Consider the following 19182-nt stretch of genomic DNA (forward strand, 5'->3'; position numbering starts at 1 on the left):
CGAGACGTGCACAGAAGGACATGCGCACAAAGGACATGGTAGAGAAGCACCGATGAACAGAAAAGATTTCACGAACACCGCCAAGGGCTGGGAATTCATCGAGAACCTTGCGCTCGACAACGAGACGGACTCGCTGCGGCGGCTGCGCCTCGAGGCCGAGGGGGCGGGATTCTCCCAGGGGTCGGCCGCCCAGGCGTGCTTCCTGGCATTCGAGGCGCGGCAGATCGAGGCCCGTTCGGTGATCGTGCTCGGCACCGCAGCGGTGACGGAATGCGTGCACATCATCGAGGCGCTCAACGCCATGCGCCCCGACGTTCCGCGCCAGCTCACCGCCGTCGACTCCTCGGCGCAGGGAACGGCGCTCATCCGCAGGACGTTCAACCGACTGCCGTCCGACGCCCATATCAAACTGCGCGTGGTCAATGCCAAGCTCGATGTGTTCCTCCCCCGCCTCAACGCCGGCGACTACGACCTGGTCATCATAACGGGCGACGAGCAGAACTACGAGGACGCCTTCGACAGGGCGCACCGGCTGCTCCGCGACGGCGGCATACTGGTGCTGTGCGACGTGCTGGCCCTGGACAATGCCGATTCTCGCGGTGGGCTGCTCAACTCCGCGGACCGCGGCGCCAAGGCGACACGCATGCGTCAGCTCATCGACGACGCCGAAGGCGACGAACGCTTCGATTCGACGATCATCCCGACGGGCACCGGTCTGATGCTCAGCGTCAAGGTGCCGGATCAGGCCTGAGCAGGTACGATACACGCTCACACAGTACGCTCAGGCACACAGTACGCTCAAACGACGGGCCGTGGTCCGCGGCGGTAGTATATGCCGCCGCGGACCACGGCCCGTTTCGTCATCGGCGGGATGCCGTCAGCGGTCGATGAAATGAGTGGCGTATTCCACGGCCTCGTCCGGGTCGTCGGTCAGCGTAATCAGTCCGGGATCGATCGACGAGATCATGCCGCGCTCCTGCAACGTCCCCTGGATCCAGTCGAACAGGCCCTGCCAGTACTGCCTGTCGAACAGCACGATGGGCATGGTCGTCACCTTGTGCGTCTGCACCAGCGTCAGTACCTCGAACATCTCGTCGAGGGTGCCGAATCCTCCCGGGCATACGATGACGCCCGACGAGTATTTGACGAACATCGTCTTACGCACGAAGAAATAGCGAAACGTCATGCCCAGGTTCACATAGCTGTTCAGCCCCTGCTCATGAGGCAGCTCGATGCCGAGGCCGATGGATTTGCCGCCGGCGAGCGACGCACCGCGGTTCGCCGCCTCCATGACGCCCGGCCCGCCTCCGGTGATGGTGGCGATGCCGCGTTCGGCCAGCAGCCGCCCCATGCGGCGTGCGGCCTTGTACGAGGGATCGCTGCGCTGGGTGCGCGCCGAGCCGAAGACCGTCACCGCAGGACCCACTTCGGCGAGCGCACCGAATCCATCGACGAATTCGGCCTGGATGCGCAGCACGCGCCATGGGTCCATATGCAGCCAATCCGTGCGGTCGTCCCTGCGCAGCAGATTGCCACTGGTGGTGTCCTTCGGAATCATGGAGCCGCGCATCACCACGGGGCCGCGATAGTAGGTGTCGCCCAGAGGGGAATCCTGTAGACGCGCGATCTGCTCCTCGTCCATTACGGCATCCGAGTCGTCCTGCGATGCAAGCGTCTCGAGATTCTTGCGCTTGGTGTGCTTATCCTTCTTCTTGGCGGCGTCCACGGTGCGGGACTTGCTCTTCTTTTTGCCGCTCTTGCCGGATGATTCCCCGGTCCTGACCATCTTCGCCATTGGCATCAGCTCCTTCACGACTCATGCCAGAGTATCAGGCGTTGATAGGCGCCGCCGCGGCGACACCTCCGACGGCCGGGCAGTTCTCCACCTGTTCAGCGGACATTCACCGCCCGTCGCGTCGGCTGCGATACCGTTCCACCGCATGCGGGCTCAGCTCGGCGGCATCCACACTCACCGTGCCGTCCTCGTTCATGTGCTCCACGACGTCGGCTGCAACATCCGCCATGGAATCCACGCCGTCGACCGCAGCAGACGCCGCAGCGGCACGATACCGTTTCGCCTGTCGGCTCAGCAGCACGCCGGAAATCGCCGCCGACACCAATGAACCGACCAGCACGCCGAACCGTGCCTCACCGGAGAGCTCGGAATCCGCATAGGCCAGCGACGCGATGAGGAATGACACGGTGAAGCCGATGCCGCAGGCGCATGCCGCAGGGAACAGGTCCCGCACACGCAGCCCCTTCGCCAGCCGCAGCCCCGCCACATGCGTGGACAGCCATGCGGTGAGCATGATGCCCACGGGCTTGCCGATCACCAGCGCACAGGCGATGCCAAGCACCACCGGGGACAACAGCATGCGGGGGCTCAACGCCTCGAACCGCACGCCCGTGGCGAACAGGGCGAACAGAGGCAACGCCAGCAGCGCCGAGAACGGCTGCAGCTTGTCACGATAGCGTTCCGCGCGCGGCGTCGCCTCGCCGTGCATCTCACGAGCCGGGGTCAGCAGGCCCACCAGCACGCCGGCGAGTGTGGGATGCACCCCCGCCTCGAACATCATCACCCAGGCCAGCACGCCGACGACACCGACGGCGATCCACGGCACCCGGCGCCGCTTGACCAGCAGGGCCCAGACGAAAGCGCACAGCGCGATGCCCAGGAACCAATACCAGGCGTTGAGCGAGGAGAAGCATACGGCGATGACGATCACGGCCAGCAGGTCGTCCACGGTGGCAAGCGTCATGAGGAACGCACGGATGGCGCCCGGCAGGCCTTTGGCGAACAACGCCAGCACGGCCAGGGAGAACGCGATGTCCGTGGCCATCGGCACGGCCCATCCCTGGGCGATCTCCGCACCGGGAAGCACCGTGCCCGTGGCCACGGTCTCCATGCCCGCGCCGCCAGGACCGAACCGCGAGAACATCGTGGAGACGGCGAGAAAGATCAGCGGAGGCACGGCCATGCCGCCGACCGCGCACGCCATGGGCACGGCGGCGGCCCTGGGGTTGGCCAGCGAACCGGTGGTCAACTCCTGTTTGAGGTCCAGCCCCACCACCAGGAAGAATATGGTGAGCAGCCCATCCTGGGCCCAGTGCCCTATCGGCAGTTCGATGTTCGTGGCGGGGACGCCCACATGCGTCTCCGCCACCATCTCGAACACATGCGCGCTCGCCGGTATGTTGGCGAGCAGCAGGCCGGCCAGGGCGAAACCAAGCATGACCAGACCGGATATGGTGTCGGAGGCGGCGATACGCCGAATCCGAGCCCATACCCCGCTGACGGTTGTTGAGGACACCATGTTTCCTTCCGTTGCGTGAAAAACCACACAATTCTACCAATATGCGGACGTTTGGCCCTCGGTTCGCGTCGGACGCGCACGGCGTCCATCTTAGACGACACGCCGGGTTTTGCATATTCTGATATCAAACGTTATATTAAATGAGTTGTCTGAATGGACGACATGCGCCAGTAGCCCAATGGATTAGAGCATCTGACTACGGATCAGAAGGTTGCAGGTTCGAATCCTGTCTGGCGCACCACTTGGAACCCTTCGCATACGCGAAGGGTTTTTTCGTACCATGACCCCCGATTGCAAACGTTGAGCCTACGGCTCATGCCATTCACAGTGAATCGATTCCATAACAGCACGGCATGAACGATGAACAATGACGATGGGCCCCTCCGAACGCGCCGGAGGGGCCCATCGCATCACAGCTCGCCGTCGTCGCGCCGATGAATGAAGAACTCGTCGGCGTCATCATCGATGGGCAAGCCCCTGCGCATCATTTCAACGCCGGCGACATTACGATAGAACGAGGATTCGGGCGTGTTCAGGTGCCCGTACACCTCGGCAAGCGTATCGTCGTCGATGTTGGACAGCAGGTGATTGACAGCCGCCGTGTTATGCCCGATGTATGCAAGCTCAGCCAAGATATCCAATATGCACCATTCCTCACATGCATGACGTTACCGGTCGGAAGCCATCATAGCCCCCTACCTCCCGCCAATCCATTTCCGGCCGAGTCACAGCCGAAGCGCTGGCTACCAACCTAGTCGAAAATGCGGACTATAAGCCGTGGACTCGCCCATGTGCGACGCGGACGATAGCCCCTATGACTGCGACGGATATCACCGAAGACAAGGGAATCGAACGCCGACGTGCATTCGGACGGGCGGTTGCGGCACTGCGCAGACAGCGTCACCTCAGTCAGGAGCGGCTGGCGCTTGACGCCGGGCTCGACCGCTCCTACATGGGCCGCATCGAACGCGGAGAGCAGTCCATGGGATTGGACAACATGTGGGCGGTCTGCGACGCGATGAACATCTCGATGCTGGACCTGTTCCAGCAGGAATACGTGGAACGCCGCGACCACGGCACGACGGACAGCAGGGATCCACACGCCTAGAGGCGCCCGGCCAGGGCGTGTCTCGCGGACCGGCCCGCCATGACGATGCATGACCGGCCCACGACGTCTCCCGCCCCCCCTACTCCATGACGATCTTCGACATCGGCATGGCCGAGTCGATGGGAAAGTCGGGGCTGCTCGGCTTCACACCGGCCTCGACGAGGTTGACGCCGAGCATGGCGACCATCGCGCCGTTGTCGGTGCACAGGCCGATCTTCGGAATGCGCACCTGCACGCCGTGATCGGCGCCCACCTCAAGAAGCTTCTCACGCAACTGGGAGTTCGCCGAGAAGCCTCCGCCGACGATAAGCGTATCGGAGCCGTTCGCGCGGCATCCCCTGACGGCCTTCCTGGCCAGCACCGTGGCCACCGAGTCGGCCAGCGACGCGCATACGTCGTCGACGGGAACGTCTCTTCCGGCGGCCTGTTGTTCCTCGATCCAGCGTGCCACGGCGGTCTTGACGCCCGAGAAGCTGAAGTCATAGGGATGCTTCGCGGCGGCCTTGCCCTGGGTCAGTCCCTGGGGCACCCGAATGGCGTGGGGATCGCCCGCCTGTGCATGACGGTCGATGTGGGGCCCTCCCGGATAGGGGAATCCGAGCAGACGCGCCACCTTGTCGAAGCACTCCCCCGCCGCATCGTCCAATGTGGTGCCGACCACGTCGACATGCCGTGCCACGTCGCGCACATGCAGCAGCGAGGTGTGGCCACCGGAGACGATAAGGGCCATGGTGTCGTCGGGGAACGGACCGAACTGCAGCTGCGTGACCGCGATATGGCCGATGACATGGTTGATGCCGTATAGGGGCTTGTTCGCCGCATAGGCGAGCGCCTTGGCGCCGGAGACGCCGACGGCCAGGCACCCGGCCAGGCCGGGACCCGCCGAGACGGCGATGGCGTCGACGTCGCCGATGCGAAGACCGGCGTCGGCGAGCGCCTTGGAGACCACCGGCACGAATGCCTCGGCGTGGGCGCGCGAGGCGATCTCCGGTATCACGCCGCCGTAGCGGGCGTGTTCGTTCATGGACGAGGCGACCACGTTGGACCGCAGCGTCCGGCCCTGGACGATGGCGGCGGCGGTTTCGTCGCAGGTGGATTCGATGCCCAGTACGATTGGCTCGCTCATATGTTCCTCTCCCCGTTGTCGCGGCTTGCTCCGGTATGTTCGGCGGCTGCGGTCGCCGGCTGGAATCCGACGACGCGCCGTTTCAGTTCCAACGCCATCACGTAGGCGTCGACGCCTTCGGGCTGGTAGTAGCGTCGGCGCAGTCCTATGCGCCGGAATCCGAGCCTGTGGTACAGGCCGAGTGCGGCGGCGTTGTCGACGCGCACCTCCAACAGCATGCGGTTTGCGCCCTGCTGTTCGGCCTCGTCGACGAGCGCGGTCATCAGCCGCCATGCGATGCCTCGGCGCTGGGCATTGCGTCGCACGCCCACGTCCATGATCTCCGCATCGTCGCCGTCATACCAGAATCCGGCGAAGCCTCGGATGTCCGATGCGGCGAGCGCGTCTCCTGCCGCGCCGTCGGTTTCGGCGGTTTCGAACAGGTAGGTGCGCGCCGGCGCGTCGAGTTCCTGGCGTATGGAGTTCTCGCTCCATGCATGGTTGTCGAACAGTTCGAGTTCGATGTCGCGCAGGGCCCGGACCGCGGTCTCACGGTCCAGTTCCTCCAGACGGTGCAGCATCATGCGGTCCTTTCGGCACCGGCGTGGTTGAGCACATGTTTGAGCGGCGCCGGTATCTGCGCGTCGGGACGACGCAGGTACAGCGGTTCGACCGGTGTCTCGGGATCGCGCTCGTAGGCGAGGAGCGCGTCATGCGCGAAGACGGCAAGACCCTGTTCGCCGCCGTCGAGCACGGATTCGTCGACGATGTCGCCCACGTGTTCGATGGCCGAAAGCGTATCGGCGTATCGGTCGGCGCCGTGGCCGATGACGTCGACGACCGCGTCGTCGCCGTTTCGCTCCCGCCAGGCACGCACCGCATCGTTCACACGTTCGACGATGGATGCCGGATAGTCGATGTCCATGTCGATGATCGGACGCACGGCCGTCCCGTCATGTTCGCCATCGACGGCCGGGGCCTCGCACAGTTCGAAGTACAGTTGCCTGCGACGCGCGTCGTTCACGGCAAGCGTGAGCGTACGTCGCGTCCTCGTATCGTCGGATGCTCCGGCCCCGCCCCGGCGGATGAGGTTCCATCGCGCCTGCGGTTCGAGTACGTTGCGTCCGATGAGCTTCGCACCGGTGGCGAAGGCGAACGCCTTGGCAGTGACGATGCCGGCGCGCAGGCCGGTGAACGGCGCGGGGCCCGTGCCCACGATGACCGTGTCGATGTCCTGCGGCGTGTTGCCGGAACGCTCCACGGCGAGGGCGATGTTGTTTCGCAGCCGTTCGACGTGCGTTCGCGAATCGGTCTCGACTATCGGCTCATGACCCACGATGCCGACCGTCGACCCGTATGAGGTGTCGATAACCAGCGTGCATCCCATATGATTCTCCTTGTTACGACCTGTAAGAGTCTACAACGCGCAGGACACGCGGCCGGCCCATGCGCCGCCCACGGGCACCAGCGTGACGGTGCGGGTCCCGGCGCTGGTCAGCTCGTCGTCCGCGTCCGGCGCACGGCCGGCGTCTAGCGGCCGGTCGATGTGGATCTCCAGGCGTTCCGACGCGAGGGCGGCGACCATCTGCTCGCCCCATTCCATGAGCACGACCGTGTCGTCGCTGGGATCCTCGAGCTGCTCGTCCAGACCGAGGGATTCGAGCTCGTCGAGCAGACGGTCGACGGCGTCCTCGCCGGGGGCGTAGGCCGCTCCACCCAGACGGTAGGCGTCCACATGCACCAGATGGGCCTTGGAGCCGTCGGCGAAACGGCCGTCGAGCTCACGGGCGATGGTGAATGTCGGAGATACGATCGGCTCGTCTATGCCGAGCCCTTTGCCGAAGCCCTGGGCGAACGTGGTCTTCCCCGCTCCGAGCGGCCCGGACAGCAACAGCACGTCGCCGCCACGCACGATGCCGGCGAGGCGTTCGCCGATGCGTCGCATGTCCGATGCCGTGGGAGCCTCGATGGTAACGGTCGGTGCCGCAGTCACTTCAGTGCCGTCCTTTCACGCCGATGGTTTCGATGGTCCGCTCCAAAGCATAGACCGGGTCGCCGCCATTCGTCTTACTCTGCTCGTCCGCCCATGCCAGCATGCCGATGCAGTGCGCGAGCCCTGCGGAGGTCCAGCCGGAAAGCTGACGCTGAGCGTTCTTCAGCACCCATGGATTGGTTTTCGCCTCGGCCTGGCTTATCGTCCCGGCACGTACCGCAGACGCCTTGGCGAGGGTGCGCAGCTTCATGGCCAGGGCACCGATCAGCGCTATGGGATCCGTGCCCTGCCCGATCGCCGACCGCATGGCGACGATCGCGCCGGCGACGTCGCCGGCAAGGGCCTTGTCGGCGACGGTGAACCCGGTGACCTGTGCGTTCGCGGTCAGATACTGGTTCACGCGGTCCATGCCGATGACCTCGTCGTCGAAGTCGAAGCACAGCTGGGCACACATGGCGGCGAGCTCACCGGTTCTATCGCCCAGGACGTTGACGAGCTGCTGGGCGGCCATGGGATCGATGCGACGGCCCTCCCGTTCGAACCGCTGGTAGACGAAGTTGATTTTCGCGTCGGATCGTTTGAGATCGGGCACCGCCACCTTGTCGGCACCGACGCGGGCAAGGGCGTCGACCACGCGCCTGCCTTTGCTGCCGCCTTCATGCTGGCAGATCACCACGCTCACGTTCCCGGGCTGTCTGCGCGTCTGTTTGGCGTAGGCGACGATGGCGTCGCCGAGTTTGTCGTCGGCCTGCTGCAGGTTGGCGACGCGGACCACGGCCACGTCGGAAAGCAGCGAGGGGCTTACCGCCTCGTCGAACGCGTAGGCGTCGCAGTCGGCGGCGTCGAGTTCGATGAGCTCCGCGTCGGGCCGTCGCTCGCATTCGCTGCGGCATAGGTCGCGGACCGTCTGGTCGTTGAGGAACGGGTCTCCCCCGTATACGATATGCACCGCGCTGTTCTTGCCTGCTGCCATAGTCCCTAATCTCTCGTCAGTGCTGGACAACGTCGCCCTGCCGCAAAGGGTGCCGTCAATGCCGTCGCGGTCCGAAGACCATGACGCGGGTGTCGCGCCACCAGACGCCCAGTCGTTCCATGGGAGTCGGAGCATACGATCTACCGCCGTCGGCGGCGGGAGGGCTTTCGCGGCCCCGCCATCGACGCATAAGACGACGTATCAGCATCACGATCAGAACGGCGACGGCCTCCGATGCCGCCATGACAGCGGCGCCTGCGGCACCGTCATGCCATGGCAGCACGCTGAACCGCGTTCGTCCCAGCATCGTGGCGCATCGTTGGAGCAGCAGCGTGCCGGCGCTCGCGACGACGACCAGACCATGACCGAGCGGAGGAACAAGCCAGGAGACTCCCACGGCGGCCAGTCCCAGCAACGTCGTCAGGGAGACGACCGGCGCCACCAGCAGGTTCGCCGGCACCGACAGCAACGGTATCCGCGGGTTCATCATCACCTGTATGGGCAGGGTGGGAATCTGCGCGGCGATGGTTACGGATGTCGCCCGGGCGATCGCATCGGGCATGAGGAAGGCAAGGGCCTGCGATATCGGACGGTCCAATATGACGATGCCGTAGACCGCGGCGCACGACAATGCGAAACCGTAGCTGTGCGCCAGCTCCGGCTCGACCAGCAACGAGGCGATCACCGTCCAGTTCAGGGCCGCGAGCGCCTGGCCTGGACGGCCGATCAGCATGCAGGCCACGCCGAAGCCGCCCATGGCCGCCGCGCGCAGCACCGAATCGGAGGGATAGACCAGTGCCGTGAGCACGATGTATGCGGCCGCCACGCCCACGGCCTTCACCTGACGGGGTATGAGCAGCATGGTCCCCGAACGCCTGACCAGCGCGGCGACCAGCACGAAGTGCCCGCCGGAGACGGCCATGAGATGCATGATGCCGGAGTTCTTGAAATCATCCTCCATCAGCCGCGCGGCCGTCTCGTCTATTTCATCGGCGGTACGGCCGTCCGCCTCGACGTGGGGACGGTAGACGTCCTGTCCCAGCACTCCCAGTGTCAGTCCCGGCACCAGTATGCGTCCCTGACCGGAAAGACGGTCGGTCTGTTCGAGGAATGCCCCGCGCAGACGTTCGACCGCGGCATCCCGCCATGACGGCTCCCGAACGTGGACGACGGCGTTATCGTCGTCGTCCACGACGAGCCAAAGCTCCCTGTTGCCGAAGCGGGCGTGTCTTGCCGTGCCTTCGACGACATACCCGCCGCCCTGACGCCATTCGCAGGCGTCGTCCGACGCGTACACCCGTATGCGTGCGCTCGAAACCGACCGCACGCCGTCGAACAGCACGCCGCGAGCCCGCGCATCGGTCTGGCAGTCCATGCCGCGCAGCGAGGACGCCATGGCCGGACCCGTGACGTCGAGCAGTACGGAGACCCCGGTTTCGGCGTCGGCCGCCGAAACCATCGGGTCGCCGGCTGTCATGAGGTCGTGGAATCCGCCGGAGACGAGCGCGCAACACGCCGCCCCGATGACGACCGCGCCATGCCACAGTCCCTGGCCAAGAGCCGTCGGCACGGACCGCGACGACATTACGACGATGACGGCGGCGATGCCGAGAACGACGGCCGGAGCGACGGAGGCGACGGCAAGCCAGTGCATTCCCACCGTGTCGAACAGCATGTATTCGGCCAGCAGGACCGACCAGACCGCAGCGGCGGCTGGTAGGAGACGGGCGTCGCGGCCGCCGCGTTCGCGCAGTCGATAAGCGTGACGCCGTCTCATGGCCCGACCGTAACATAGGGCCGGATCTTCTCCAGCGTCTTGGCGCCGATGCCCTGCACGTCGAGCAGCTCGTCGACGCTGGTGAATCGGCCGTTCCGTGCGCGGTGCTCGAGTATTCGCCGTGCGGTCACCGGCCCGATGCCGTTGATGGTGTCCAGCTGTTCGGCGGTGGCCGTGTTCAGGTCGATGAGTCCCGAGGCGTTCGATGCGGCAGTGCCCGGCGAGGTCGAGGGGACCGAGGAGGACGGGGACGGGGAAGCCGTAGGAGTGGGAGATGCCTTCTGCGGCTGGGGCTGCACCGTCGAAGCCGATGGCGGGGATGTCTGCGATGAAGCGGAGGACTTCGGAGAGGCGGTCGATGTCTGTTCCGTGGCCCGGCTTCCCCAATCCGCCGAATCCGCAAGATGACTGCTTTGCCGGACCAGCATCGTCAGGCTGGCGCTGAGCATGAACACCAGTATGAGGATGATGACGGCGGACCGTCGTCCGTCGAGCATGAGGCGGGTGGCGTCGCGTGATGAGCTTCTCTCCAGCAGCGAGTCCGCTCCGGCGTCGTCACGATCGACCCCGGCAAGCGCGGACAGCAGCGTGGATGGTGCGGATGATGCGCCGCAGTCGGGGTCATCGCGGCCATCGACCGCCTCCACGCCGAGGTCGGGAGGCAGCGGCACCGACGTGATCGGCAGATACGGCAGAGGCCGCGGCGGTGCGGCTCCCACGGCCGGGCGATGATGATTCGTAGACACGGTTCCACTATGTGTCGGGCCGCATCATCCGGGCAAGCCGTGCGGACGTTGTTGACGAATGACACACCCTCGCGTCATGAATGTGGACGGTTCGACATACCGTCCACATTGCCGTCTCCGACAAAAGACGTCGAACGACGATGCCCCGTGCCGACCGAATCGACACGGGGCATCGGCCCGTAGGGGAATCGCGAAGGAATCGGACTACTTGGCGGGCACCACGGAGACGATCTTCGGGGCCTTGACGATGACCTTGCGCGGAGGCTCGCCGCCGAGACGATCCTGCACGGCGGGCAGCGCCAGGGCGAGCTTCTCGAGCTCCTCGGCCGAGATGTCGGGGCTGACCTCGAGCTTGCCGCGGATCTTGCCCTTCACCTGCACGACGGCGGTGACGGTGTCCTGTCCGACGTAGCGTTCGTCGGCGACCGGCCACGGCGCATGGGCCAGGGACTTCTCGTGGCCGAGTCTGCTCCACAGCTCCTCGCAGATGTGCGGTGCGATCGGCGAGAGCATGAGGATCAGCGGCTCCACGGCGGCGCGCGGCACGGCGGGCAGCGAGGTGAGGTGGTTGTTGAGCACGATGAGCTTGGAGATGGCGGTGTTCGGACGCATGGCCTCCATCTCGACGGTCACGTCGTGGATGGTGTTGTTGAGCAGTTTGAGCGTCTTGTCATCCAGGGAGTCCTCGCTCACATGCACCGCGCCGGTGTTCTCGTCGACGACGTTGCGCCACAGGCGCTGCAGGAAGCGCATGCCGCCGACCACGTTGCGCGTGTTCCACGGACGGGACTCGGACAGCGGGCCCATGCTCATCTCGTACAGACGGAACGTGTCGGCGCCGTAGTTGGCGTACATGTCGTCCGGCGTGATGATGTTCTTCAGGCTCTTGCCCATCTTGCCGAACTCGCGGTTGGCGTGCTGGCCGTGCCAGGTGAACGTCGGTTCGCCGTTCTCGTCGGGCTCGCCCTCGACCACCTCGGCGGCAGGCACGTACTGGCCGCGGTCGTCGGTGTAGGCGTAGGCCTGGATCATGCCCTGGTTGAACAGCTTGTGGAACGGTTCGGAGGAGTCGACATAGCCGAGGTCGAAGAGCACCTTGTGCCAGAAGCGCGAGTACAGCAGATGCAGCACGGCATGCTCCACGCCGCCGATGTACAGGTCCACGCCGCCGGACTTGCCTGCGGTCTTGTTGTGGTTCGGACCCATCCAGTAGTCGAACTCGTCCTTCTCCACCATGTGCTTGGTGTCGGACGGGTCGATGTAGCGCATGTAGTACCAGCAGGAGCCGGCCCAGTTCGGCATGGTGTTGGTGTCGCGGTAGTAGGTCTTCGGGCCGTCGCCGAGGTCGAGCGTGACCTTCACCCAGTCCTCGTTGCGGCTCAGCGGCGCCTCCGGGTTGGATTCGGCGTCCTCCGGGTCGAAGGTGCGCGGGCTGTAGTCCGGCACGTCGGGCAGGTTGATGGGCAGCTGGTCGTCGGGCAGCAGATGCGGGGTGCCGTCCTCGCCGTATACGATCGGGAAGGGCTCGCCCCAATAGCGCTGGCGGCTGAACAGCCAGTCGCGCAGACGGTAGCTGACGGTGCCCTTGCCGACGCCGGCGGACTCGAGCCAGGCGTTCACCTTGGCGATGGCGTCGTCCACGCGCAGGCCGTCGAGGCTCAGTGCATCGCCCCTGACCTTGGTGGCGTCCACGGTGGAGTTGATGACGATGCCGTCGTGGCTGACGAACGGGGCCTTGCCTTCGTAGTTCGCCAGGTCGTCGCCGGACTCCGGCAGCGGCTTGACGGTGTAGATGACCGGCAGGCCGAACTTCACGGCGAAGTCGTAGTCGCGCTGGTCTCCGCCCGGCACGGCCATGATGGCGCCGGTGCCGTAGTCCATAAGCACATAGTCGGCGGTGAACAGCGGCAGCTTCGCGCCGGTGATCGGGTTGACGGCGTACAGGCCGGTGAACAGGCCGCTCTTCTCGCCGGCCTCGTCCACGCGGTCCTTCGCGGTCTTCGACTCGGCGGCCAGACGGTAGGCCTTCACGGCCTCGACCGGGGTGGCGTAGCCGCCCTTCCAGTCCTCGGGAACGTCGGCCGGCCATTCGGCGGGAACGTCCTCGAGCAGATGGTGCTCCGGGGAGACCACCGCGAACGTGGTGCCGAACAGGGTGTCGGGACGCGTGGTGTAGATCTCCATGTCGCGTTCGCCGTTCGGCGTCTCGACGGCGAAGTGCACGGAGGCGCCGTGGGACTCGCCGATCCAGTTGCGCTGCATGAGCTTGACCTTCTCGGGCCAGTCGATGGTGGCGAGATCCTCGATGAGGCGGTGGCCGTAGGCGGTGATGCGCATGGACCACTGGCGCAGCTCGCGCTGGAACACGGGGAAGTTGCCTCGCTCGGACTTGCCTTCGGCGGTGACCTCCTCGTTGGCGAGCACGGTGCCCAGGCCCGGGCACCAGTTCACCGGGGACTTGGAGATGTAGGCGAGACGGAAGTCGTTGAGGATGTCCTGCTGCTCGGCCTCGGTGAGCTCTCCCCAGGCCTTGCCGTCGGATTCGTGGCCGGGGATGGCCTTCTCGCCGGATTCGAACTTGGCGACCAGCTCGCCGATCGGGCGGGCGGAGCCCTTGGAACCGCTCGGGTTGGTGGCGTCCTCGTCGTACCAGGAATCGTAGATGCGTGAGAAGATCCACTGCGTCCAGCGCACGTAGCCGGGGTCGATGGTGGCGAAGGAGCGGCGGTTGTCGAAGCTCAGTCCCATACGGTGCAGCTGGCGGCGCATGTTGGCGATGTTGGCCTCGGTGGTCACGCGCGGATGCTGGCCGGTCTGCACGGCGTACTGCTCCGCGGGCAGGCCGAAGGCGTCGTAGCCCATGGCGTGCAGCACGTTCTCGCCCTTCATGCGATGGTAGCGGCTGACCACGTCGGTGGCGAGATAGCCCAGCGGATGGCCCACGTGCAGGCCCTTGCCCGAGGGGTAGGGGAACATGTCCATGGCGAAGTAGGAGGGGCGCCCCTCCGCGTTGCGGCCTTCGCCGTCCTTGAGATCGCCGTTGACGTTGGCGGCCCAGAACGTGCCTTCATCGTCCCAGCGCTTCTGCCAGTCCTCTTCGATCTTCTGTGCCAGGGTGGCGTTGTAGCGGAATGCGGGCTCCCCGTTTCCGTCGTGCTGTACGCCCTTCACATCGGTAGCGTCCTGCGCCATGATGCTCCTTTGTTGTTCAACAGACTCTGTAACAGGGGCAATTATCGCCAGACATGCGGACACGCCGCATCGTTCGTCCCAGTTAGTGAACGTCGGTTCCGCGCCCGTCATCGTATCCGATGGCTCCCAGGGTCTCGTCGTAGGCGCGGTCCCATGAGCCGTCGGCGTGCATCTGCTCGATGGCCTCACGGATGCGCGCCGTGAGCTGGTCGCTGCCCTTGCGCAGGCCGATGCCGTAACCGCCTTCGGCGAAGTCGAGGCCGAGCAGGCGCATCCGGTCGCCTCCTTCGGCGTCGGCGAGGCCGGCCAGCACGGAACCGGGGGCGGCGACCGCGTCGACCATGCCGGTCAGCAGGGCGGTGGCGCATTGCGTGGCACCGGGCTGGCGCACCAGCCGTATGCCACCATCCAGACGCCGCTGCAAGTCGGCGTCCGTCTCGCTTCCCTCGATGACGCATACCTTGTGTCCCGCGAGGTCGGCGAGCGACACTATGGAGGTGTCGGAGGAATCATCGGATCGGCTGAGCACCATCACATCCTGCCGATCGGCGAGATACGGACCGGCGAAGTCGTAGCCGAGGGTCGCGGAGTCCTTCTCCCCCGCCGTGATGTCGGCGGCGTCCTCGTACATTCCGGTGATCATATCGACGTCGCCGTCGTCGAGCATGGACCTGCGTTCGTCCTCGGGGGCCTGCTCCCACACTATCTGCCAGGAGGCGTAGCCGAGCTTCTCGGCCACGTATTCGGCGACCGCCACGTTGAACCCGTGATACCCGCTGCCTTTGCGAAGTCCCATGGCGGGCTGGTCGAAGGTCACGCCGATGACGATGCGGGGACCGATCACATCGCTGACCGCCAGAGGGTTCTGGCCGCAGCCCGCGAGCGTCAGCGTCATGCATGAGGCGAGCAGCGCGGCGGCGGCCCGCCGCACCGTGCACCGTGCGTTCGCCATGACGTATGCCATGCGCGCCCCTTTCGTCCGTATGCGAACGGCTTCCGTACCGCGACCGGGTCCGAGGTCACTTGAACATGCGCGACCGGGTGAGGAACCAGGTCACGAGCACGGAGACCAGCAACGAGATGACGATGACGATGGCGAAGCCCCATGCATGGCCGGTGAACGGCATGCCCAGCATGCCCTCCTGGAAGTTCATGCCGTACATGGAGAAGATCAGCGTGGGGATGGACAGCGTGATGGAGATGATGGTGAACACGCGCATCACGTTGTTCAGGTTGTTCGAGACGACGGAGGCGAAGGCGTCGGTCATGTTCGCAAGAACGCCGCTGTAGATGTTGGCCATCTCGATGGCCTGCTTGTTCTCGATGATGACGTCGTCGAGCAGGTCCTGGTCGTCGGGGTACTGCCGGATGCGGCTGAGGGTGTTGAGCTTCTCCATCACGATCTCGTTCGATTTGAGCGATGTGGTGAAGTAGACCAACGTCTTGCTCAGTTCGAGTAGCATGAGGATCTCGCGGTTCTGCATGGAATGGCGCAGCTTGAGTTCGAGCTTGTCGCTCTCCCGGTCGATGATGCGCAGGTAGCGCAGGTACATGGTGGCGTTGCGATACAGGATCTGCAGGATGAACCGTGATTTCATGAACGTGTTGAACCCGCGGATCGTGCCTTCCATGAACGGGTGAAGCACCGGGGTGTCCTGCATGCAGACGGTGATGATGATGTCGTCGACGATGATGATCGACAGCGGGATGGTCTCGTACCAGTCGCGGCCGCCGCGCTCCTCCACGGTCGGGATGTCGACGATGATCATCGTGTAGTTGTCCTCGACGTCCACACGCGACCTCTCCTCGTCATCCAGCGGGGCACGCAGGTCGGCGAGGTCGATGTCGCATGCTTCGGAGACGGTGGCGAGCTCCACGTCGGTGGGTTCGCTAAGGCATATCCACGAGCCGGGGGCCGGTTTCTCGATCTGTTCGATCTGACCGCCTACCGTGCTGAACGTTCTCATCATCGCGCATCACCTGCCTTGTGCCCGTCGTGTCTTCCGTCGGCCCGTCATGATGTCCCGCCGTATCATTCGTTCCACGGCGTCCGCATGGGCCGTTCGGCCCGTGTCGCCGCGGACCCCCATCAAGGATAGCCCACGCCACGACTTCGCGAGGCCACACGGCCGCGCGTTCACCCGCCGTTCATGCATGGAGGTCCGACCGGAGACAGGACCCGGATGCATGGGCATGAAAAAGGCCGGAATCCAAAAAGGATTCCGGCCTTAATCTCTGTGGAGCTAGGGGGATTCGAACCCCCGACCCCCTCCATGCCATGGAGATGCGCTACCAGCTGCGCCATAGCCCCGAACATCGGTTGGTCGTTGAAGACCTTGAGTAATATACAACAACACAGTCGACGACGCAACAATCGGCGTGTCCCGCATGATTGCAAGGATTTCATCCGTTTGCTGCGCCGCCGGTCAGGCGATCGTCCCCGCGCAGGGACCGATCCGTCGTCGGTCTACCGGATATCGGTCGAGCCGCTGCCGGTGCTTGAGCTGTTGCCGTTCGAGCCGTTGGCGGAGTCGGAACCGGTCGACGAGCCACCGTTGTTCGCGGATTCGGAGCCGCCGGTCGAACCGGACGAACCGCCGGTCGTGGAGTCGGAACCGGTCGACGAGCCACCGTTGTTCGCGGATTCGGAGCCGCCGGTCGAACCGGACGAACCGGATGTGCCGGACGAGGTGCCGTTCGAGCCGTTGGTGGTGTCCGTGGTGCCGCTGTCGGTCGAGCCGTTCGTCTCGTCGTTATTCGTCTCGCCGGTGCCCTGGTATTCGTCGGTGCCCGAGGTCGAGGTGTCGGTGGGCGTGGGCGTCGCAGTCGGCGCCGTCGTGGTCGCCGTGGGCGACGGTGTGGGCTTCGTGGTCTGCGACGTCTCTGTATGCTTGGTTATCGTGCGACGGACCACGTCGTCGGTGCCCTGGCCTCCGGTGAGGGCGAGGATGATGCCGGCCGTGATGCCGACGGCGGCGATCGCCGCGGCGATGGTGATGGCCAGCGCCTTCCGACGTGTCCGGACATCCGGCTTGGCGCCTCCGGCATGATAGGTGACGGTGGAGCCCGATGCGTGCCCCTTGTCGGCCCCGTCGACGGTGGAGCGCGGTGAGAAGGACGCGGGCTCCGTTCCCGCCAGCGCCGGTTTGCCATCGGTTCTCGGCACGGCGGGCATGACGTGGGTGGAACCATCCGCGGCATCCTCGTTCCCGCCGAGGGCGGGCATCGCGCGGGTGGCGTCGGAGGTCGCGGGAAGCACGGCGGTGCCGTCACCCACAGGTGGCATTACGGACGTTCCGCCATCCGTCACTGCGGCGAGGGTCCGCGTCGCGTCGGCCGACGGGGCCTCCCCCGCGACCGGCGCCATCACCGTGGTGGCCCCGGTGCCGCCGACCGCGACGCGAGGCTCGCGCGGTTCCTTGGTCTCTTCCGACGAATCGTCCGAGGAGGGGTCGCCGCTGACGAGATCGACCTTCTCCTGGATCTTCCTGCCGGATTCCTTCAACAGATTCTGATACAGCTGCGACGACACGGCGGAGACCACCGAGCCGACGGCCACGCCGATCACCGAGCCGCCGATGCCGATCTTCGCCGAAAGCAGGAAGGACGTCACTGCGGCGAGCGCACCGCCGATGATGGGCACAGCCGAAATATTCGCAAAGAACTTCTTGAGCACAACACCCCTTAGCCGATTGCATTGCGTTATCGGTGGGCAGCTTATGCGGATTCGTCGGCCGTCACCGGAAAAACCGCATATTCGTCACAAACCATCACATGGGCCTTACACGCCCGCCACATATGACGACGCCGCACGGCCTTTCGTCCGTGCGGCGGCATGGGTTCATGGCAGCTTCGGCTCGTCCCAGCCGTCGGTCTCGGCCGCGGCGGGGCCATGGTTGAATGCGGCAAGCCGCCATTGCACGGAACCGTCCGGACGATCCATCGGGCGCAGACGACACCAGTGGGCGTTGCGCATGGACATCAGGCTGGAGAAGTCGGGACGCGCCTGGTTCAGTCCGAGCAGCACCTGCAGCGTCTGCGATATCCATGCGCCGTGGGAGAACACGAACAGGTCGGTGTCCCCGCCGAATCGCGTGGCCCAGTCGCGCACCGCGTCGACGCCGCGCTCTCCGACGGCGAGCTTGCTTTCGGCGCCGTGGCGCAGTTCGCCACCGCGGAATCCTATCCAGGAGAAGAAGTCCTCGGTCCAGCGGTCATGGATGTCATGCAGCGTCAGCCCCTCCCATTCGCCGAAGTCGCGTTCCCGCACGCGTACGTCGGCATGGACCTCCAGGCCCAATGGGTCGGCGAATGCGTGGGCGGTCTGCATCGAGCGTTCCAGGTCGGAGCTGACGACGACCTGCCGACGCGTGTCGTCCGCCGGGTCCACGTACAGCCGACGCAATGCGAGACCGGATTGTTCCACCTGCCAGAGCCCGACGTCGTCAAGAGGGATGTCGGACTGGCCCTGAAGACGGCCGACGGCGTTGAACGCCGTACGTCCGTGACGTATCAGGGTGATGGATCTCACATGCCTGCACGGGGCGACGGCGTTGGCGTCCGTCATGCCGGGACCTCGTCGGTCGCCATGGCGGAATGCTCGGGATGGGCGAGCTGCAGGTCGATTGTCGGGCAGTCCTTCCACAGACGTTCGATGTCGTAGAACTCGCGCTTGTCCTCGAGCATGACGTGCACCACGAAGTCGCCGAAATCGAGCAGGATCCACTCCCCCTGCTCGAATCCCTCCCGACTGCGCGCGTCGATGCCGCGGACGATGTGCAACTGCTTCTCGATCTCCTCGGCGATGGCGACCACCTGACGGTCGGACGAACCGGATGCGATGACGAACGCGTCGGTGATGCCGACCGTGTCGCTCACATCGATGGCGACGATGTCCGTCGCCTTGACGGAGTCGGCCGCCTGCGCGGCGATGCGTACGGATTCGATGGAATCTGCTGCTGCGGGCACGGATTC

At 65.3% G+C, this 19182-nt stretch carries 18 protein-coding genes and 2 tRNA genes; 3 read left to right on the top strand and 17 right to left on the bottom strand.

From position 1 onward, the window contains the following. The first annotated feature begins 52 nt into the window (after positions 1–52). On the top strand, positions 53–751 hold the full coding sequence (locus CS006_RS07815; protein WP_100511229.1) for an O-methyltransferase: 699 nt from the start codon (positions 53–55) through the stop codon (positions 749–751). Between the two features lie 126 nt (positions 752–877). On the opposite strand, the gene CS006_RS07820 is transcribed toward CS006_RS07815, so the two are convergent. Beyond that, entirely contained in the window at positions 878–1642 is a 765-nt protein-coding gene (locus CS006_RS07820; protein ID WP_243386940.1) for an LOG family protein, read from the bottom strand. Positions 1643–1901: 259 nt separating this feature from the next. Beyond that, positions 1902–3314 carry a Na+/H+ antiporter NhaA gene (locus tag CS006_RS07825; protein ID WP_100511230.1) on the bottom strand — a complete coding sequence of 471 codons (1413 nt, stop codon included), beginning with the start codon at positions 3312–3314 and terminating at the stop codon, positions 1902–1904. 164 nt (positions 3315–3478) lie between these two features. Between CS006_RS07825 and CS006_RS07830 the strand changes: the two genes are divergently transcribed. Next, a tRNA-Arg gene (locus tag CS006_RS07830) sits at positions 3479–3555 on the top strand. A 169-nt stretch (positions 3556–3724) separates the two neighbouring features. Here CS006_RS07830 and CS006_RS07835 read toward each other — a convergent pair. Then, on the bottom strand, positions 3725–3946 hold the full coding sequence (locus CS006_RS07835) for a hypothetical protein (RefSeq protein ID WP_133119549.1): 222 nt from the start codon (positions 3944–3946) through the stop codon (positions 3725–3727). A 182-nt stretch (positions 3947–4128) separates the two neighbouring features. Between CS006_RS07835 and CS006_RS07840 the strand changes: the two genes are divergently transcribed. Beyond that, the gene (locus tag CS006_RS07840; RefSeq protein ID WP_100511232.1) at positions 4129–4422 is read left to right on the top strand and encodes a helix-turn-helix domain-containing protein; all 294 of its coding nucleotides are present in this window, start codon (positions 4129–4131) and stop codon (positions 4420–4422) included. 79 nt (positions 4423–4501) lie between these two features. Here the strand turns inward: CS006_RS07840 and tsaD are convergent, their stop codons facing one another. The 14 genes from tsaD to rsfS form a co-directional block, all read right to left on the bottom strand. Next, positions 4502–5548 (bottom strand): tRNA (adenosine(37)-N6)-threonylcarbamoyltransferase complex transferase subunit TsaD, encoded by a 1047-nt coding sequence (tsaD, locus tag CS006_RS07845; RefSeq protein WP_100511233.1) that lies wholly within the window; start codon positions 5546–5548, stop codon positions 4502–4504. Further along, entirely contained in the window at positions 5545–6108 is a 564-nt protein-coding gene (gene rimI / locus CS006_RS07850; RefSeq protein ID WP_100511234.1) for a ribosomal protein S18-alanine N-acetyltransferase, read from the bottom strand. The genes tsaD and rimI overlap by 4 nt, the downstream gene beginning before the upstream one ends. After that, on the bottom strand, positions 6108–6914 hold the full coding sequence (gene tsaB, locus CS006_RS07855; RefSeq protein WP_100511235.1) for a tRNA (adenosine(37)-N6)-threonylcarbamoyltransferase complex dimerization subunit type 1 TsaB: 807 nt from the start codon (positions 6912–6914) through the stop codon (positions 6108–6110). The genes rimI and tsaB overlap by 1 nt, the downstream gene beginning before the upstream one ends. Before the next feature lie 30 nt (positions 6915–6944). After that, complete coding sequence (gene tsaE, locus CS006_RS07860; RefSeq protein ID WP_100511311.1) at positions 6945–7472, bottom strand: tRNA (adenosine(37)-N6)-threonylcarbamoyltransferase complex ATPase subunit type 1 TsaE; 528 nt, start codon at positions 7470–7472, stop codon at positions 6945–6947. Between the two features lie 49 nt (positions 7473–7521). Next, complete coding sequence (gene holA / locus CS006_RS07865) at positions 7522–8493, bottom strand: DNA polymerase III subunit delta (RefSeq protein WP_100511236.1); 972 nt, start codon at positions 8491–8493, stop codon at positions 7522–7524. Between the two features lie 55 nt (positions 8494–8548). Next, on the bottom strand, positions 8549–10270 hold the full coding sequence (locus CS006_RS07870; RefSeq protein WP_100511237.1) for a ComEC/Rec2 family competence protein: 1722 nt from the start codon (positions 10268–10270) through the stop codon (positions 8549–8551). After that, positions 10267–11016 carry a ComEA family DNA-binding protein gene (locus tag CS006_RS07875; RefSeq protein WP_133119550.1) on the bottom strand — a complete coding sequence of 250 codons (750 nt, stop codon included), beginning with the start codon at positions 11014–11016 and terminating at the stop codon, positions 10267–10269. Before CS006_RS07875 ends, CS006_RS07870 begins: the two co-directional genes overlap by 4 nt. A 204-nt stretch (positions 11017–11220) precedes the next feature. After that, positions 11221–14208: a leucine--tRNA ligase gene (gene leuS / locus CS006_RS07880; protein WP_100511239.1), complete on the bottom strand. Its 2988-nt coding sequence runs from the start codon at positions 14206–14208 to the stop codon at positions 11221–11223. A gap of 82 nt (positions 14209–14290) precedes the next feature. Next, on the bottom strand, positions 14291–15172 hold the full coding sequence (locus CS006_RS07885) for a transporter substrate-binding domain-containing protein (RefSeq protein ID WP_100511240.1): 882 nt from the start codon (positions 15170–15172) through the stop codon (positions 14291–14293). Positions 15173–15227: 55 nt separating this feature from the next. Then, positions 15228–16178, bottom strand: a complete 951-nt coding sequence (locus tag CS006_RS07890; protein WP_100511241.1) for a magnesium transporter CorA family protein — start codon at positions 16176–16178, stop codon at positions 15228–15230. 268 nt (positions 16179–16446) lie between these two features. Beyond that, a tRNA-Ala gene (locus CS006_RS07895) sits at positions 16447–16519 on the bottom strand. A 156-nt stretch (positions 16520–16675) separates the two neighbouring features. Then, positions 16676–17884 (bottom strand): hypothetical protein, encoded by a 1209-nt coding sequence (locus CS006_RS07900; protein WP_100511242.1) that lies wholly within the window; start codon positions 17882–17884, stop codon positions 16676–16678. 165 nt (positions 17885–18049) lie between these two features. After that, positions 18050–18775, bottom strand: coding sequence for a histidine phosphatase family protein (locus CS006_RS07905; RefSeq protein ID WP_100511244.1), 726 nt, complete (start codon positions 18773–18775; stop codon positions 18050–18052). Beyond that, positions 18772–19176 carry a ribosome silencing factor gene (gene rsfS / locus CS006_RS07910; RefSeq protein WP_100511245.1) on the bottom strand — a complete coding sequence of 135 codons (405 nt, stop codon included), beginning with the start codon at positions 19174–19176 and terminating at the stop codon, positions 18772–18774. Before rsfS ends, CS006_RS07905 begins: the two co-directional genes overlap by 4 nt. Positions 19177–19182 lie beyond the last annotated feature (6 nt).

The organism is Bifidobacterium primatium (genome assembly GCF_002802875.1).
Taxonomy (GTDB): domain Bacteria; phylum Actinomycetota; class Actinomycetes; order Actinomycetales; family Bifidobacteriaceae; genus Galliscardovia; species Galliscardovia primatium.

Coding starts and splice junctions, on each gene's coding strand:
- CS006_RS07815 (WP_100511229.1), top strand. CDS start 53: ATGAACAGAAAAGATTTCACGAACACCGCCAAGGGCTGGGAATTCATC.
- CS006_RS07820 (WP_243386940.1), bottom strand. CDS start 1,642: ATGGACGAGGAGCAGATCGCGCGTCTACAGGATTCCCCTCTGGGCGAC.
- CS006_RS07825 (WP_100511230.1), bottom strand. CDS start 3,314: ATGGTGTCCTCAACAACCGTCAGCGGGGTATGGGCTCGGATTCGGCGT.
- CS006_RS07840 (WP_100511232.1), top strand. CDS start 4,129: ATGACTGCGACGGATATCACCGAAGACAAGGGAATCGAACGCCGACGT.
- tsaD (WP_100511233.1), bottom strand. CDS start 5,548: ATGAGCGAGCCAATCGTACTGGGCATCGAATCCACCTGCGACGAAACC.
- rimI (WP_100511234.1), bottom strand. CDS start 6,108: ATGCTGCACCGTCTGGAGGAACTGGACCGTGAGACCGCGGTCCGGGCC.
- tsaB (WP_100511235.1), bottom strand. CDS start 6,914: ATGGGATGCACGCTGGTTATCGACACCTCATACGGGTCGACGGTCGGC.
- tsaE (WP_100511311.1), bottom strand. CDS start 7,472: ATGCGACGCATCGGCGAACGCCTCGCCGGCATCGTGCGTGGCGGCGAC.
- holA (WP_100511236.1), bottom strand. CDS start 8,493: ATGGCAGCAGGCAAGAACAGCGCGGTGCATATCGTATACGGGGGAGAC.
- CS006_RS07870 (WP_100511237.1), bottom strand. CDS start 10,270: ATGAGACGGCGTCACGCTTATCGACTGCGCGAACGCGGCGGCCGCGAC.
- leuS (WP_100511239.1), bottom strand. CDS start 14,208: ATGGCGCAGGACGCTACCGATGTGAAGGGCGTACAGCACGACGGAAAC.
- CS006_RS07885 (WP_100511240.1), bottom strand. CDS start 15,172: ATGGCATACGTCATGGCGAACGCACGGTGCACGGTGCGGCGGGCCGCC.
- CS006_RS07890 (WP_100511241.1), bottom strand. CDS start 16,178: ATGATGAGAACGTTCAGCACGGTAGGCGGTCAGATCGAACAGATCGAG.
- CS006_RS07905 (WP_100511244.1), bottom strand. CDS start 18,775: ATGACGGACGCCAACGCCGTCGCCCCGTGCAGGCATGTGAGATCCATC.